The sequence below is a fragment of the Legionella clemsonensis genome (assembly GCF_002240035.1).
Lineage (GTDB): Bacteria > Pseudomonadota > Gammaproteobacteria > Legionellales > Legionellaceae > Tatlockia > Tatlockia clemsonensis.
The window spans coordinates 1112222-1129522 of sequence record NZ_CP016397.1; the positions used below are offsets into that span (position 1 = coordinate 1112222).

Sequence of the window (17301 nt, forward strand, 5' to 3'; positions counted from 1 at the left end):
CCTCAAGACTCTCCTGTTACATCTATCAAGCCTGCGTTAAATTACCTTTTTTACGCTCGGGAAAAATATCTTTAAATTGTAAATGCTGACTTGCTTCCATGGCTGCGTTACGTCGTTTTGCAAATCCTCCTAATTTGTAAACCAAAATAGGACCCACAAAACTGATCAAACCCATAACAAACGCTATTTTATACGTAGGATCATTATTTAAAACTAGGAAAATTAAACAAGCTAACATTAAAATAATAGCGACAATCCCTGTATAGGGCGAGCCTGGAGTTTTATAACTTAGATCATCTACGGTATAGCCTGCTTTATATAATCGTCTGCGGAAGTTAATTTGTGCCCAGCACAGGGAAATCCAGGCAGTCGCACCGGTAAAACCTGATACAAGCAGTAAAGCGATATACAACATTGATTGTCCAAAAAAGTAACCAGCAGCAAGCAATGTCCAGATGGCAATTAGTGTAACAATACCTGCGTTTTGTGGAACGGCATTACGGTTAAGTTTACTAAGTTTATGCGGAGCCATCCCATTGCGTGCTAAGGCATTCAATGAACGAACAATTCCATATACCCCCGAATTGGAGCAGGAAAGAGTTGCTGTTAGAGTCACAAAACTAGTCGCTGCGCCAGCCCATTTCAAGCCATAATAATTGAGTGCATCGGCAAAGACGGAGTTAGCAAGACCTGCCTTTTGCCAGGGAAAAATGAGGACAAGACAAAAAACGGGAATAATGTAGATAAAAAGAATTCGGAAGGTTACTGTACGGATTGCGCGGGGTATCATACGGGCAGGATTAATGGATTCGCCGGCAGCAAGGCCAATAATCTCCGAACCCTGGTAATTTACCAGGAGTAAAACCATCGCAGTCAATAAAACCATACCGCCGTTGGGAAACAGGCCGCCTTGACCAAAGATATACTTTCCGCCAATAATACCACCGGGCTGTGGCCCGTGAATGAGGCCAAAGAAAATTAAAATGGAAAGAGCCACAAAGCCCATTAGGGCTAAAATTTTGATAATAGCTAACCAAAACTCAATCTCACCAAAAGTACCTACTTTTGCGATATTAATATAGGTAATAATCAAGCCAAATCCTACCGCCCATAGATAGCCATTAATGCCTGTAAAATGCTGCATGATAATTCCACCTGCAATGCATTCGGCTGGAATATAGGCAACCCAACTAATCCAATAAGACCATCCAACACCGCACGCGATTGTTGGAGAAATAAAATCAGCGGTGTAGGTTATAAAGGAACCCGAGATGGGAATGGCAACTGCTAACTCACCCATACAAAGCATGGTAAGATAAATAATTAAGCCACCTAAAATATAGGCAATAAAGACAGAAGGGCCTACCTGATTGACCACTTCGCCAGTCCCCAGAAAGTAACCGGAACCAATAATACCGCCAAGAGCAATTAATTGAACATGACGATCTTTTAGTCCGCGTCGGTAGCCGCCATCACTCACTGGAGCGGCATTATCTTTTTTTTGCTTAATCACTGACTGTTTGGTCTCTCAAAATGAAGCATTAATGGGTCAAAAATTGTATAATATTTTTGTATTTTGTCTATTAATTTCTATAGAAAATTAAAATAAAGTGAGATTTTTATAAGAAAAAGGATAAGAACGCAAGATTTATTTTTTGCAATAAAGAGGCGGTCATTCTGAGCTTGCAAATTATATAAATTAATAGAGATTATTTCGCTCTATTTTTAGATTATAGCTTGGGAATTGGTGGACAAGAGTATTAAAGCCCACGCTCTACACTTTAAAGACTGATTTTAGGAATAACTATGCAGATTATAGAAAGTGAACGTTTAATTATTCGAGAATGGTACGACAAGGATTATTCTTCTTTTATTGCGATGAACGCTGATATTCAAGTGATGGAGTATTTTCCTGCTCCTCTAGACGAAAAAGAAACACTTGCCATGATTGCCCGTATTCATGCTCATATTCAGCAACATGGATTTGGTTTGTGGGCCGCAGAATTAAAAGAAACTAAGGCGTTTATAGGGTTTATTGGTCTTAACACGCCTTCTTTTTCCAGTCATTTTACTCCTTGCGTTGAAATTGGTTGGCGTTTGGCGCTTCCTTTCTGGGGAAAAGGATTGGCAACAGAGGGAGCTAAGGCCTTGTTGGCTTATGGCTTTAAGCAATTAGGTTTAAAGGAAATTGTTTCCTTTACTACGTTAAAAAATGTGCGCTCTCAACGGGTCATGCAAAAAATAGGCATGAGCTGTGATGAAAGGGATAATTTCTGTCATCCAAACCTGCCTTTGGAGCATCCCTTGTCACTACATGTCCTCTACCGTATCACATCTAAGAATACTGATGGTTTTACAGAGAGCAGGAAATAATTGTAAAAGTTACTATTTTCCCATTTAGTGAATGGTATTCCAGAATATCCGATAACTACGAAGTAAACTGTTTTTCAGCTTCTTTAATAATGGATTCTACTATCTCATTTTTAAAATGGACGTGCTGAGGTAAACCAATTGCTACAATGGAAGGCGCTAAATCCATCAGCACACGTATCGCTTGATGCTTATCTTCAGGTGAAGCCTTGGCATTTTCAAGTAGTTCAATATTAGCTATAAATGCGGCTACTGTTGCCTTTCTTACTTGAACCCCTTTAAATTCAGCGTAGTCTGCACCATCGGCCAAAATATTCTCGGGAGAAACAGGTTGTTGAGTCATAATAATTTTAATTATACCTACGTGGTCATTGTTATACATTACATTTAAAAAATTAACAATAGCATGCTTTTTGACATTCCTAAGAAAATGATTAATTCTCTAGTTGACTATTTAATTAGCTATCGCTATTTTTCTTTTGCACATACTACGCCCCTGCATTCGGCGTCATAAGAAGTAGGATAAAGCATGGATGGAATGACTAGATGAAAATTTTAAAAATTAAAGAATACCTTGAAAGTTATGATGCTAAAAAAGGCTATGGACGAACAGTAAAAGATGAGCCTCATATTGCTGAGTTGCGCCAATTTTATCATGAACAAGTTAAAGAGATTAGGGAGGAATTAACTCCTGAAAAATTGCTTGAATTAGTTAAAATTTGTCTACGGAAAAAAACGTGGAATGGTTCAGAAAGCAGTAACACCTTCGAGGCGCTTCTTAAGGAGCTTGGTGGAAGAAATGCCCTGCAAAGATTGAAAGAAAATAAGCAACTATCAGCTACTAATGTTGTTCTGCTGGAAAAATATAAAGAATTTGCAGAAAATCTATCCTTATTAATTGAGATATTAAAAGGGTATCCACTGAATCCACCGCTTTCCGATTTTATTCATGAAATTCCTTTGTCTTTTCTTCATGAAAGATTAAAAGATATTGCCTCTCTTAAAGAGGCGAAAGTTTTGACAAAACAGACCTTATTATTGATTGCGAATAGTCCAGCACCTTGCGCCATGGCCAAAAGCATTATTTTATTAAAGGAAAGCGGTATTACTGATGAGGAGTTAAATTTCCTGGCCTTTTCACCTTTGTTGAGTTCCCTGCATAGTGTTTTATCCATATTAGCCTCTATCAACCCTAAATTAATACGAGGCAATCTCTCAGCAATTTGCAATCTTAGCCAAGATACCTTGGATTTTCTTGATATTCTAAAAGAGTTGGCTCATGCGAAAGAAGCATTGACCCAAAGTCATATTGAAATTTGTCTAAATTCCAAAATATTGAAAGCAAAAGATCGAGTAGTAAGTATACTACTTTCGTTTCGCGAAGCGGGTTGGAACAGCGAAATTAATTTATTAGAGCTGTTGGAAAGTGTTATTAAGAATGAGCATTTGAAAATAGGGCTTGCTGTTGAAGCACTTAAAAAGTGCAAATTACAACCAGAACATGCGCAACTGATTTTAAGTACGCTTTTTCAATCTCCTCAATTTTACAGTAGTTTGGTTGAAGCAGTGGCTATTCTTTCAGAGAATAAGCTTTTAAGTGATGAGAATTTAATGATTGTCATTCGCGAACCTCAATATGCCAATAGGGTGGCTGAAGGGATAAAAATTTTAAAAGCCATCTCCCTCGATAGTATCGAAAATAAAAATGCCATGAGTAGAGTGCCTGAACATGCGGCTTCAGTGGCACTTCTATTCAAACAACTTATAAAAGCCAAGCAATATTCTCCTATTACTCGAGAGCTTGCTCTCACACAACCTCATAATGCCGAAATTGCTGCGCGTATTTTAAGGTTTTTACGATTAGAAAATATGTATCAGGCAATCCATAGTGTCGATGACAAAAGTGAAGGAATTAATCTTTGCGAAGAATTGTTTAATAAAAATTTAATGACCGGTGAATTCTCTGATTTACTGGCCGATCTGGATCACGCTGATATCCTCAATCCCGCTAATCTTATAAAGTTAATTAAAAATTTTCAATTTATTCGCACCTTAACTTGTGCATGCTGCTATCTTGATAACAACAATCAGCTTAATCAGGACAACTTTGATTTACTTTTTGACGATCCCAAACGGGCTATTGCAATTGCTCTAACTTTAGAGGGTCACTTACGGCCTGTGTCAAAAGATAAATTCAATCAGCCATTGGATAACGGAGCTGAAGACTTTTTAGCGATCAGACGAGCAGCCAGATTGCTGGCACTGGGGAATAGAGGGCAGGCTTTTTTTCCACCGGTCACTATAAATAAGACGCAGCTTGAAAAATTGCGCACGCTGACCAAAAAAGACTGCAGCGAGTTTGACCCTGAAATTCAAAATTATCAGCAGCAGGAGCTTTTAATAAAAATTGCGCAACATTGTGGAAATGGTTATTTAGAAGAGGAGGTCACTTATCATGTTGCTGGTGATGTTTTCAAAAAGTAAAGAGGGGGTGTAGTAGCTCCCCATTAAAATTTGCCTGTTTAAGTTTATTAAGTTATAGAAAATCATCATTTTTTTCTAGCCAAATCATAACCGTTTTTTTTGTATCTTCTACGACAGCAATTAATTGATGATAGAGTTTATCAAGTAATTCGCTGTTCCCAGCTTTTTGATAGCGCTCCAAGTATTGGCAAGCATATTTAAGACGTGAAGTGCCGCAATAGGCTGCTCCACCCTTTAATTTATGAGCAAGACTCTTAATATGCGTCCAGTCTTTATTTAAATAAGCGGTTTTTAGTTCTTCCAATTCTACGGGTAATTCTTTATTAACCATAGATTTTAAAATATCTTTTAAAATTACTGCATTACCCAAGGTACTAATACCGATTTCTGCATCAAGAAGAGGAAACTCATCAAGTTTGAATAAATCTTCCTCAGCTTGAGAGAAATCACTATTATTAACTGTGAGAATAGCTGGGGAATTTTTCTGGGGGGGTGAATATTTCTTGAGGATATTCTGCAATAAATTCATCTGTAGAGGCTTTGCGAATAAATCATTCATCCCTGCTTCCAGAGATTCAGTTTTGGCATCTTTAGAGGCATGAGCGGTTAATCCAACGATAGGCACAGCCGCAACATTATTTTCCTCTTCCCATCGTCTAATTTCTTTTGTAAGCTCATTGCCTGATATTCCTGGCAATCCAATGTCGGTGATGATTAAGTTAAATTTTTCTTTTTTTGCCAGTTGCAAAGCAGTTTCTCCATCGACTGCTTTAGTCACTTGGCAATTTTGTTGTAGACATAGAGTTTCGGCTATGCGTAAGGCAATGTTATTATCTTCCACGATTAAAAGGTTATAATGCGCATCAGGTGTCGTGTTTAATGGTAAATAAGTAGGGGCAGTGGGTTGTTGCTCATGATTTATTGACAACTTGTAATCTGCTTTGTTTACTGCTTCCTGAGAATTCTCTATCGGAATAAAAGGGATAGTAAAAATAAACTCTGTGCCGACATTTTCAATGGAGTTTACCTTAATAGAACCTCCTAGTAAGGCAATAAATTTTTCTACAATATGTAAACCTAAACCATGTCCTGTATAGTCTCCTTTGTATGAAGGAGATACGCGGTAAAAACGTTCAAATATCTTGGGTAGCAAAGCTTTGGGGATGCCTTTTCCGGTATCAGAAATATGACACTCAAGCCTATCAGGAATGCCAGAAATTTTTTTCACTCGAATAGTTATAGAGCCATTCTCGGTAAATTTTATTGCATTTCCCACGAGGTTTAGAATAATGCGGCTCAATTTAAAACGATCAGTTTGAATTTGCACAGGCACTTCCTGGTCAATCGTGAGATGACACTGAAGGTTTTTATGAAACAGGGTTGGTTTCTCAAGAAAAATAATATCTTCAATGGCTTCACGAAGGTCAAATACATCTTTATGAATGTCATCTTCTTTTGCTTGTTCTGCGGATACCAAGTCCAAAACCCCATTTAACAGTTTTAACAATTGCTGTCCACTTTCATAAATCCAACTTGCAAATTGTCTTTCTTCATGGGTTTGTACTTTGTTTTCCAAAAGCTGAGCCATGCCTATAATACCGGTCAAAGGAGTTCTAATATCATGGCTCATATTTGCTATAAAATTAGCTTTGGCAATTTCAGCTTTTTTTACACCAGTGACATCAACAGTAATACCTAGAAGACCAATAATTTCACCTAAATGATTTTTAAGGGGCATCTTGTTTACAAGAGTGTGGTAAACGCGGCCATTTTTATCAATTAATTTTTCTTCTAAATTTAAAATAGGTTCGCCTGTGGTAATAATTTTTTTGTCAGTAGCACGATAAGTATCAACTAATGCTTTGTCCCAACCAAAATCATAATCTGTTTTACCTATAGCGTGTTTTGCCGAAGGCAGTCCCATAATTTCTGCAGTGATGTCATTACAAAAGATGTAACGAAATTCTTTGTCTTTCCAATATACATAACAGGGCATTTGGCGAATCACATTTTCCAAACAACCTCGAATCTCATCCATATATTCTTGAGCTGAAAGTCTTTTGGCAAAAACTTGTCCGGTAACTTCACTAGCAGAACGAGTGAGAATCTCATACATTTCTTCTTGCTCAGTCACATCCTTATCAAAGAGGAAAAGAGACTGCTTTTTATCGACTTTACCACGTAAAAGCTCCCATTTTTTTTGTGCTTTTTAATTTTTATAGGTTCTTCATTAAGAGTAAAATTTTCCTGATCGATAAAAAGAGGAGGAAGTTTATGTTTTTCTAGAAGCTCGTTAAAAGAAACAGCTTCATTGATTTCTTGTTCTGTAAAGCCAAAAAGTTTTTTAGCGTAATTATTTATATAAGTGACCTTAAAATCTTTATTTAATACGATGAATGAATGCTTTAGTGCGTCATAAGCTTTACTTAAAATAACCATTTCTTTCTTAGACAACTTCATTGATGGTCCTTCACTATAGCGGCTCTAAAGACCACAATATTGTTGAATACATTTTACAATATGCTTGCTATTTTTAGCATTTAAAATAGTTTCGTGATTCGCATCTAGCAAATGGCAAGTAATTTTCCCCTTGTTGAAATTTGACCACCCATTTGAAGGATCATTGATAGACTTATAATCCTCAAAAAGATCACTTGCTTTAAATAATAGCATATCCTGATTGAGTGTTGTGGGTGTATGGGATAGCAGCAGCTGCATTCTTGCCCAGGCTAATTGAACCAAATTAGGAGGTAAATCCGGATGAGAAACACGTAATAGACTTTTAAAGTGAGATTCATCACTTTGTTTTGGTGAAAATGCAGCCCAACTATCAATAAGACCTAGCAAGTTAATTTGATTATTTTCTTTTTTTAATAGAGCAGCCACCTCATAAAGTAAACTGCCTCCAAATGAGTAGCCTAATAAATAATAGGGGCCATGAGGTTGAATAGATTTAATAGCAGCCAAGTAGGCTTTTGCCATCGATGGAATATCACTATAAAGTAAACAATCAGTGCTTATGCTTGGGTCTTGGAGTCCATAAATAGAAAGAGGAGGACTAAATGCTTTAGTTAAAGAATCAAAACAGTACACTAAACCACTTATGGGATGACAGACAAAAAGATTGGGTGTATTGGCTGTATGATTTAAGGGCACAAGAATATCTAGTGATTCTATATTATCTTGACCGGATATAATTTCACTCAATTGAGCAATAGTAGGTGTTTGATAAAGCTGAGTAACGGCTAACGAACGATGAAAAGTATGATTAATTTTTTCTATTAATTTCAAGGCTTTTAGTGAGTGTCCACCCAAATCAAAAAAATTATCGTGTATACCAATGCTCTCTATTCCTAGATCTTCCTGCCAGAGCTGAGCAAGCTGAGTTTCTATGAGGTTTCGAGGTTGGTGATAGTCATTGTCAATATTTAAATCAGTTCTTGATACTTTAATATCAGGGGATTCAAAAAGTTTATTATTTTCAGCTACCAGTGTTTTGTAGGTTGTTATATCAAAATTAGACACTGCAAGATTTGTGAAATTGGTTTGTAGAGCTTGCAAAAATAATCCCTTTCCTTGCTCGGGAGAAATATCATTACCACGATTAAACCAGTTCATATCACCAGAATGTTTAGTTTCCACTGCCATACCAACCTCTCGCCAGGTATTCCAGTTTAAACTTAAAACAAAATTGGAATTAAAATAATTACTTATAGCAAAGGTATCTAAACAAGAGTTTGCTGCACAATAATCGATTTGTCCTGGCTCTCCTGACAGCGCTGCGATAGAGGACATCAATACAACAAAATCCAGTGGCATATCGGCAAATGCTCTTATTAAATTGAAAGTTCCATGAATTTTGGGGTGTAAAACCTTATCGGCCATTTCTCGCGTTTTTAATTGAGCAAGTCCGCCCCCCGCAACGCCAGCACAATGAATTAGACCATGAATAGAGCCAAATTGGTCTTTGCATTGATTGATGATTTTAGATAAAGCCACATAATCAGTGATGTCTACCTGATAAAAATGCAAAGAAGCTCCTTTTTGCTGCAGTAGGCTAAAAGTTTTTACTTTTTGATGGAACTTATGAGTGGGATCAGCAAGCGCCTCCTTCCAAGCCGATTCTTGGGGTATAGGGGTTCTTGAAAGAAAAATAAGTGTAGGATGAGTAACGTGTTCCACTATAGCTTCACTGAGAGCTAAGCCTATTCCACCTAATCCCCCTGTTATTAGATAAACACCTTTATTTCTAAAACGATTGTAAATTAGTGTAGAGTCAGCTGGTGAATAAGATAAATTCCACTGGTAACCATTTCTATAAGCTGTAATTGTATCTTGCTTGAACCAGACATCACTCACTGACATATTTATTAAATAGAGTAAACAATAAGTTTCAAGAGAAGAATGATCGGTTGAGTTAATGTCAAATATTCTACAAGTAATTGAAGGGTGCTCTTGAGAAATCACACGACAGGCACCAATTACGCTGGCATTAAGTGGTGAAATGACTTCGGTTCCTAAAATGCGTTGTGTACCTTGCGTCAGAACTCCATAACGTAAGGGAATATGCTCTCCAATTATTTCAAGATAAGCTTGTGTTATATATAGCAAACTAAAAAAACTTAAATTTAACAGCGAATCTATATCTTTATTAGACAGTTCAATCGTTAAGGGCTGGCAGGAAATAGTATGGAAAATAATAGGATTCTCAAGTTCGGTTTTTAGCTTCTTAAATAATTTTAAATAATGATTTTTGACCGCGAAATTAATTTTAAATGTACGCGAATCGACTTCACTATAATTTTCTCCGGTCTCAACGACAAATAATTTGGCATTGTATCTCTTTAATAATGAGATTAATTGACTACTAGCCTCCGTTTTCTCATGAAATAGGATCCATGTGTGCTCACCTATTTTTCCGGCGTCAACTAACGGTTGATTAAGATAGGCTAATTGGTGCGCCCATACCTGTTTATACAGAGAAGGTAAATTGATAGTTTCACTGAATTTATCTGGTTTTATCCAATAACTTTGTCTTTGAAAAGAGTAAGTAGGTAGAGCAACACGCTGAAGTGGTTTATTATGATGCAATGCAAGCCAATTTATAACCATTCCTTCTTGCCATAATCTCCCTACAGCATGCAGTAATGTCTGTATATCTTCTGTTTTTCGATGATGGTTCGGTAAGGTTTGGATAACCGGTGAAGCTATCGTATTAGCTGTCATTTTAAGGAAAGTGCATAAACCGCGACCAGGTCCTACTTCTATAAAAAGGGAATGCTTATTTTGTAGCAGATTGCCGAAGCCTTCACTGAGTAAAACTGTATTACGTAAATGACGATACCAATAACAAGGATCCACGGCCTCTTCGGCTGTAAGCCAATTGCCGGTGACGTTTGAAATTATAGGTATAGCAGGTGGATTTAATGTGATGTTTCTAAAAATTTCCTTAAAAGGTATTTCGATGGTTTCCATCAAACTACTGTGAAAAGCGTGGCTAACCTTTAAACGCTGATAGGGAAGATCCAGTTGAGATAAATAATTCTCTAAAGTTTCGACAAATTCAGATTTACATGAGGCAACGCAGTGATTTGTTGCATTGTGCACAGCAAACTCAATTTCAGGAAGTTGCTTTTGAATATCTCTAAATTCATCGGCGCTGCACTCAATCGCTAACATTGCTCCTATTGGAGCACTAGACATCAAAAGTCCCCGTTCGCAAACTAAGGCAATAGCATCCTCATAAGAAAAAACACCAGCAAGAGTAGCAGCAACATACTCACCCAGGCTGTGCCCGATAAGAGCTTGCGGTTTAATACCCAATTCAATTAGTAGTTGAGCCAATGCATATTCAATAATAAATAGGGCAGGTTGAGCATATTGGGTTTGGTGTAGTCGTGGATCCTCAGGATTATTAAGAATGGTTTCCAAATCACAGTTAAGATAGGATTTAGCAATTTGAAAACCTTTTGTAACCAAGTCCCCGAATAAAGGAAATTCCTGCATTAGTTGAGCAGCCATTTGATGGTATTGCATTCCCTGTCCCGGAAACATAAATATGATGCTATGGGGAGGTTGCTCTGTATATTGATGTAATTTCGATTGAGAAAAACTCTTCTGAATCTCTGCAAACGTTTTGCCTACTGCTATACGTCGCCATTGAAAGTCTTCTCTTCCTGTTTGCAGGGTATAAGCCACTTTAGGAAGATAAGAGGGCAGGGTTGATTCGTCGTAGAGAGATAAATGCTTTAAAAACTTCTCCGTATTTTCTTCCAACGCAGCGGAAGTTTTTGCTGAAAGTATAAAGAGCTGGTCAGAGGTTGAGGCGATGGCTTTTTCTTTAGGAATATATTCTCCTAAAATCATATGAGTGTTTGTGCCGCCGACGCCGAATGCACTGACCCCTGCATGTCGTTTTGAAGAATTGGTTTTTTTCCATTCAATTGGTTGGGTATTGATGTAAAAGGGGCTGTTTTCCAGGGCAATATTGGGATTGGATTTTTGGAAATTTATCATCGGCGGTATTATGCGATGGTAGAGGCTTAAACTAACCTTGATTAGTCCGGCCATACCTGCTGCAACATCTGTGTGACCAATATTCCCTTTTACCGAGCCTAAGGCACAAAATTGAGTTTGATCTGTCTGTTCTTTATAAACGGTATTTAAAACGTTAAATTCAATTGCGTCACCGAGTGTTGTTGCTGTTCCATGGGCTTCAACAAAACTTACTTCTGCGGCACTAAGTTTGGCAGTCCCTAAAGCTTCACGAATACATGCCGATTGACCACTAGTACTTGGGGCTGTAAATCCAAGTTTATCTGCACCATCATTATTTATTCCTCTGCCTTTAATAACGGCATAAATAGTATCTTTATCAGCAATGGCATCTTTTAATCGTTTAAGGATGACGATCCCGACGCCATTGGAAAAGACAGTGCCATTTGCCATCTCGTCAAAAGGACGACATTTTCCATCAGGTGATTCAATACTTCCTTCAGTATAAAGATAACCATCTTCTTCTGGTACAACAATAGATACCGCACCAGCAATAGAAATGTCTGATTCTCCTGAAATTAAATCATGACAAGCTTCATTGACTGTTACTAATCCAGTAGAGCAAGCGGTATTTACATTAAGGCTTTTCCCTCTAAGATTAAGTCTGTAAGAAACTTGGGTGCTAAGCATACTGGATGAACTTGCTATTCGGCAGTGAAAACGATCATGCTCTTTGCGAAACCAATTATTTTTCAATAAATTTTCATGTAAATAAGTACTGTCTGCCATTCCAGCGAATACACTGATCGTTTTTGACTGTAGTTTTCCAGGAGCAATGCCTGCATGCTCCAATGCAGACCAGGTACACTCTAAGAAAATTCGCTGTTGAGGATCAGTGATACTGGCATCAACAGGATTAAAACCAAAAAAGTTGGCGTCAAATTTATCCACATCACCGAGTATTCCGCGAACAGGAATAAAATTTTTATTAGATGCTTTAGGGGAATGTAATCGGTCTGATGGAAACAAGGTCAAACAATCTTTTCCCTCAAGAATATTTTGCCAAAACTCATCAAGCGAGTTCGCTTGAGGGAATCGGCACGCCATGCCAATAATAGCTATATCGTGAGAGGTTGTCGCATGGATTTCTTTAACAATAGGCGTTTCGATATCTCCATCTAAAAATCGACTCAATTTATGAATGGTTGGATAGGAAATAATATGTGAAACTTGTAATTCGGAATTAAGCGTTTCATTAATTCTTGTACAGGCTTCAGCGATAAGTAGTGAATTGGCGCCAAGTTCAAACAAATTTTTGTTGACGTCTATTGTGTTGCGGTTTAAAAGCTCTTGCCAAATAGCTGTTATTTTTTCTTCAATCAAGCTTGAGGGTGCAGTATCCACATGAAGTGATAGATCAGTGTGATTTATCTGATCAAGCTTTGACTTGTCGACCTTCCCGACGGATGTAAGAGGCAGGTCCTCCACTAGCACATATTTGGCAGGGAGCATATAGATGGGAAGTTTATGGCTTAGATAGTCACGAATTTCATCGGCGTGAATAGTCTCGTTGATTGAGGATAGTACAATATAAGCGGTTAACATTTGATGAGAGCCACCACCAATCTCTACTCTAACAGCCGCAAGACTAATCAAAGGATGTTGCATGAGCTGATGTTCTATTTCATTAAGATGAATGCGAAAACCACCAATTTTAACTTGGTCATCATAACGGCCTAAAAATAATAAATCGCCAGAAGGTAGTTTGCGGACTCTGTCTCCGGTTTTATATAAACGACCGTAAGGAGACTCATGATCGTTAATAAATGGATTGGGAATAAATTTTTCCCCGTTGATCGTTGAGTTATGATAATGGATTGCCAAATTAATCCCACATATATAAAGTTCTCCCTCAGATGCAGGCATTTTATTGTCATCAAGAATGTAAACTTGAACATTTTCAATTGGCTTACCTATGCTTGCTAATCGTTCATCATCGATTGCCCATTCATGATTAATAATTTGTCGACAAGTAAAGGTAGTTGCCTCAGTAGGCCCATAACCATTAATCAGGGTGATAGGTAATTTTTGTTGTTTACGATAGTTACTTAATTTTTTTAAGAGCAGCGGATTGACTTGTTCCCCACCAAAAATCACTACCTCTACTTTATCCAAGGTATCCATTGCTGATTTAATGAGTTGGTGAAAAAAGCCCGTAGGTAAAAAAAGATAAGTAATCGAGCTGAAATTTAAAAAATTTTTTAACCGAGTATGATCCTTGCGAATAATATAGGGGATGATAACTAAGGTTGCTCCATTTAAAAGAGCACTCCAAATTTCAAAAGTACTCCCATCAAAAGCCGGATTACTGAATTGTGCGACGCGTTCGCCTTCTTTTACTTTGGCATAATTATCAATTTTGTTAAGATTAACAACGGCTTGGTGAGTAATAACAACACCCTTAGGTCTTCCTGTCGAGCCTGAGGTATACATCATGTAGAGTGGAGAGTTAGGAGACGAAGTAACTTCAGTGTTTAAACGAGGGTAACTAACCGATTCTAAATAAATGTGCTTAAGAAGACGTACAGCACAATTTCTCTGATTGACGCGATTAATGTATTGCTCGTTGGTAACAATTAAACTAGGTTTAGCATCATTTAATAGTTCTTCCAAACGAAGTTGAGGTGCCATTGAATCTAAAGGCAGATAAACAGCTCCGGCTTTAACAATCCCTAACATGCAGACGATGTAATCAACGCCAGGGTCTAATAAAATTCCTACAAATTCACCCGACTGCACCTTATTTTTTCGAAGCCATTGAGAAAATTGGTTTGCTTTTTCATTTAAAGCTTGGTAAGTGAGGGTGGTATCATCTTCATTGAGGGCGATATTATTGGGGTTTTTGTTGACTTGCTCTTCAAAGAGTTCGACCACAGTGTAAGCATAGGCTGCACTATTTATCATTGTAAAGTTCCATCAAATGAGTTATTTTTTAATGTTATCTTTCTATCGAATGAGAAAATATTAACAATTATACATCATAATTGGCTTATTAATTTAAAAATAAGCAATTTTTCTGTACAAAATGGTTCTCCCTAACAAAGTTGAAATGAAGGGATATTATGTTGGACAACGGATATGACTCATGAAGGGTTTCAATTAAAATCCCATAAGTACTTTCTTTTAAAAAGGATTTTAAACCCCATTTTCTCATAGAGAGACAATCCTGTTTCTGCTGCCTCTAAAAAGCACAACTCAATGCCTAGTTGCTTAATTTTGTCTAAGGCAAAAGAAAGCAGGTAAGTTCCATATCCTTTTCCTTGACAAGCAGGAAGAGTTCCAAAATCATCGATTCTTGCGAGTTTGCCATGAAAGGACAGGGTTAATGAGGAGACAGGCTGCTCTTTGAGATAAAGGGTAAGATGATGAAGTTGAGTTTTCTTTTCCAAAGCATATTCATGTGTTTTTTGATATAAAGAGGTTAATTCAACCGTTGAATGAAAAGCCTCGATGAGAGGTAATTTCCAGTCAGTTAATTGATTATCAGTTGTTTTTATAACTAATCTTTCGTCTGGACTAAAAGAGGGAACCTGATTTAAATCGATGCACATCGGAGTAGTGTTTTCGCTTTCTGCAAAATTAATCCCTTCCAAATAATTTTTCAAGGATTCTCCTGGATCAATTGCTGAGAAAACGGCTGCCCAAGGTAAGCTTTTTTTAATAAACAGTGAATTAATTTTTTTTAAAAAAAGTTCCACTTTATCAATAGGACGAGGTATAACTACAAGATTTAAACTGGCTACAGGAATATCGGTGATATACACCATCGCCTGATCAGCAACGTTAAAGCTCTCTTTGCTGATGGCACGAAAGAAATAATCTTCGGATTGATAAAAATAACGAATTAATTGAGAAGTCATAAAACTCGGTGAGATAATGAGTGAGTTGGCGGAGAGAGAGGGATTCGAACCCTCGATACGTTGCCGTATACACACTTTCCAGGCGTGCGCCTTCGACCGCTCGGCCATCTCTCCTCAAGCGCGAAGAATATACCGATATAGGGTGGAAATCAACCTAAGATCTTCATGTCAGGGTAAAATGTATCCACGCATTTTAATTTAATTGCGCTAAAAATGCGTTATCCTGCTTTCACTTGACAGAGCAAGATTATACCTATCTACAAAAATATAGCCAAATGGTATGATTATGAGCAAGTCAGAGGATTACGCTATCGCTAGTAAGCCATCCTATTTTTATCAATAAAGCAAAATTTTGTTTATACTTGTAGTATATTTTTTGATCACATGGATGGCTATGATTATAAAATCCTTGTTTTCTATAAGTAGTTTATTAATTTCATTGCCCGTCTTTGCATTTCCTTGTTTTTTAACAGTGGCCAAAGATACCTGCTGGACAAACTATGATGTTCAGGTCGTTGCCGTTGATGCCAGCACGAGTAATAAAATAGCCACTGTCGATATACCTAAAGGCAAATCCTGGGGGAGAGTTTCCTTTACATGTAGTCCTGCACAGCGCTTTTTCTATCAGGCGACCTATCAACCGGTGTTTTGGCAAAGTGAAGTAGGCAAAGTCTACACATCAATGCGCTACTGGTCATTGCCTGGAGCCATAGGACCAGGGGACACGGCCTGGAATATACCTATTTGTTTCCCGGCAAATTTTGCAGCCGTTCCTTTTCCTCCCGACGCTGAAGGTAATTGCAAGTGCGACTGGACAAATGTCCCGGCTATACCTCCACAATAATAACATTCTGTTACAATGGACTTTCCTTGGGTTCTGTGAACTTGTATTATCGTTTCCTTCTGAATTGAGAAGGCGCGACAAGATGGCCACTTTACGACAACAAATTGCTCAAATGTTGATTATAGGTTTTTCTGGCACCGTTATTAGTGAAACCAGCCCAATAAAGGAATGGCTAAGGGATAATAGTCTTGGAGGCGTTTTGCTATTTGATTATGACCTTATTCAACAGCGGCAAGGGAAAAATCTTGTTCATCGTGCGCAAATTCAACAATTAACGGAACAGCTCCAACAGGCGAATACGTCTTTAGGTAAAGAGACGCCACCGCTTTTTGTTGCGATTGATTATGAAGGTGGGGCTGTAGATCGTTTAAAGTATATTGAGGGTTGTACAAAAACAGTGAGCCCGGCAGAATTGGCCACATTCTCGCTCATAAATTTTCAAACTGAAGTACAAAAGATGGCAAGTACTCTTCAGGAGCTTGGATTTAATTTGAATTTTGCCCCTGTTGTTGATCTCGCTTTAAATCAGGAGCAGGGCATCATTGGTAAATTAAAACGAAGTTTTTCTGCTCGCCCTGAGCAAGTGGTAAACTTGGCAAGCCAATTTGTTGAAATCTTTGCCCAACATAAAATCACTTGTTGTTATAAACATTTTCCTGGTCATGGCAGTGCAGTGGGTGATACTCATGAGGGATTTGTTGATGTTACCGAGACATTTCAATTAAATGAATTGGAACCTTATCGTATTGTTTCTAGCAGGGATACTGATCCAGCCATGGTTATGACAGCTCATGTTGTTAATCGTCAATTAGATCCAAGCGGTCTGCCTGCTACTTTGTCCAAATGCATCTTAACGACTCTACTGCGACAAGAACTTGGTTTTAACGGTGTAATAATCAGTGATGATTTGCAAATGCATGCTATTTCCAAACATTATTCCATGGAGGAGGCGCTTTGTTTAACTATTAATGCTGGTGCAGATATGCTTATTTTTGCAAATCAATTAGGAAACGTTACACCTTATGAGATCATTGATCACATAGAAAAATTAGTTCATGCACGCAAAATTCTAAAAGACCGTATTGAAGAAGCTTATCAGCGAATTATTCGTTTAAAACAAAGGCAGTTGCATTTTAACGATGATAAGTCTTGACCTGAATGTTGAGTATGTTAAAATGTGTACTCAAT

At 37.7% G+C, this 17301-nt stretch carries 10 protein-coding genes and 1 tRNA gene; 4 read left to right on the plus strand and 7 right to left on the minus strand.

Going from position 1 to position 17301, the window contains the following annotated elements; genetic code table 11:
• Nucleotides 1-25: 25 nt before the first annotated feature.
• Nucleotides 26-1513: an amino acid permease gene (locus tag clem_RS04815; protein WP_094090586.1), complete on the minus strand. Its 1488-nt coding sequence runs from the start codon at nucleotides 1511-1513 to the stop codon at nucleotides 26-28.
• A 293-nt stretch (nucleotides 1514-1806) separates the two neighbouring features.
• On the opposite strand from clem_RS04815, the gene clem_RS04820 reads away from it, so the two are divergent.
• On the plus strand, nucleotides 1807-2373 hold the full coding sequence (locus tag clem_RS04820) for a GNAT family N-acetyltransferase (RefSeq protein WP_094090587.1): 567 nt from the start codon (nucleotides 1807-1809) through the stop codon (nucleotides 2371-2373).
• A gap of 55 nt (nucleotides 2374-2428) precedes the next feature.
• Here clem_RS04820 and clem_RS04825 read toward each other — a convergent pair whose 3' ends face one another.
• Nucleotides 2429-2713: a hypothetical protein gene (locus tag clem_RS04825; protein ID WP_157698181.1), complete on the minus strand. Its 285-nt coding sequence runs from the start codon at nucleotides 2711-2713 to the stop codon at nucleotides 2429-2431.
• A gap of 203 nt (nucleotides 2714-2916) precedes the next feature.
• On the opposite strand from clem_RS04825, the gene clem_RS04830 reads away from it, so the two are divergent.
• Nucleotides 2917-4854 (plus strand): hypothetical protein, encoded by a 1938-nt coding sequence (locus clem_RS04830; protein WP_094090589.1) that lies wholly within the window; start codon nucleotides 2917-2919, stop codon nucleotides 4852-4854.
• A 52-nt stretch (nucleotides 4855-4906) separates the two neighbouring features.
• Here clem_RS04830 and clem_RS04835 read toward each other — a convergent pair whose 3' ends face one another.
• The 5 genes from clem_RS04835 to clem_RS04855 all read right to left on the minus strand — a co-directional run bounded on the left by clem_RS04835 (nucleotide 4907) and on the right by clem_RS04855 (nucleotide 15383).
• The gene (locus clem_RS04835) at nucleotides 4907-6988 is read right to left on the minus strand and encodes a PAS domain-containing sensor histidine kinase (RefSeq protein WP_094090590.1); all 2082 of its coding nucleotides are present in this window, start codon (nucleotides 6986-6988) and stop codon (nucleotides 4907-4909) included.
• Nucleotides 6985-7314 (minus strand): PAS domain-containing protein, encoded by a 330-nt coding sequence (locus clem_RS04840; protein WP_094090591.1) that lies wholly within the window; start codon nucleotides 7312-7314, stop codon nucleotides 6985-6987. Before clem_RS04840 ends, clem_RS04835 begins: the two co-directional genes overlap by 4 nt.
• A 24-nt stretch (nucleotides 7315-7338) precedes the next feature.
• Nucleotides 7339-14313: a type I polyketide synthase gene (locus tag clem_RS04845; protein WP_094090592.1), complete on the minus strand. Its 6975-nt coding sequence runs from the start codon at nucleotides 14311-14313 to the stop codon at nucleotides 7339-7341.
• A 191-nt stretch (nucleotides 14314-14504) separates the two neighbouring features.
• Nucleotides 14505-15269, minus strand: coding sequence for a GNAT family N-acetyltransferase (locus clem_RS04850; RefSeq protein ID WP_094090593.1), 765 nt, complete (start codon nucleotides 15267-15269; stop codon nucleotides 14505-14507).
• 26 nt (nucleotides 15270-15295) lie between these two features.
• Nucleotides 15296-15383 (minus strand) — tRNA-Ser (locus tag clem_RS04855).
• Nucleotides 15384-15663: 280 nt separating this feature from the next.
• Here clem_RS04855 and clem_RS04860 point away from each other — a divergent pair.
• Both clem_RS04860 and clem_RS04865 read left to right on the plus strand, forming a co-directional pair.
• On the plus strand, nucleotides 15664-16113 hold the full coding sequence (locus clem_RS04860; RefSeq protein WP_094090594.1) for a hypothetical protein: 450 nt from the start codon (nucleotides 15664-15666) through the stop codon (nucleotides 16111-16113).
• An 82-nt stretch (nucleotides 16114-16195) separates the two neighbouring features.
• Nucleotides 16196-17266 carry a glycoside hydrolase family 3 N-terminal domain-containing protein gene (locus tag clem_RS04865; protein ID WP_094090595.1) on the plus strand — a complete coding sequence of 357 codons (1071 nt, stop codon included), beginning with the start codon at nucleotides 16196-16198 and terminating at the stop codon, nucleotides 17264-17266.
• Nucleotides 17267-17301 lie beyond the last annotated feature (35 nt).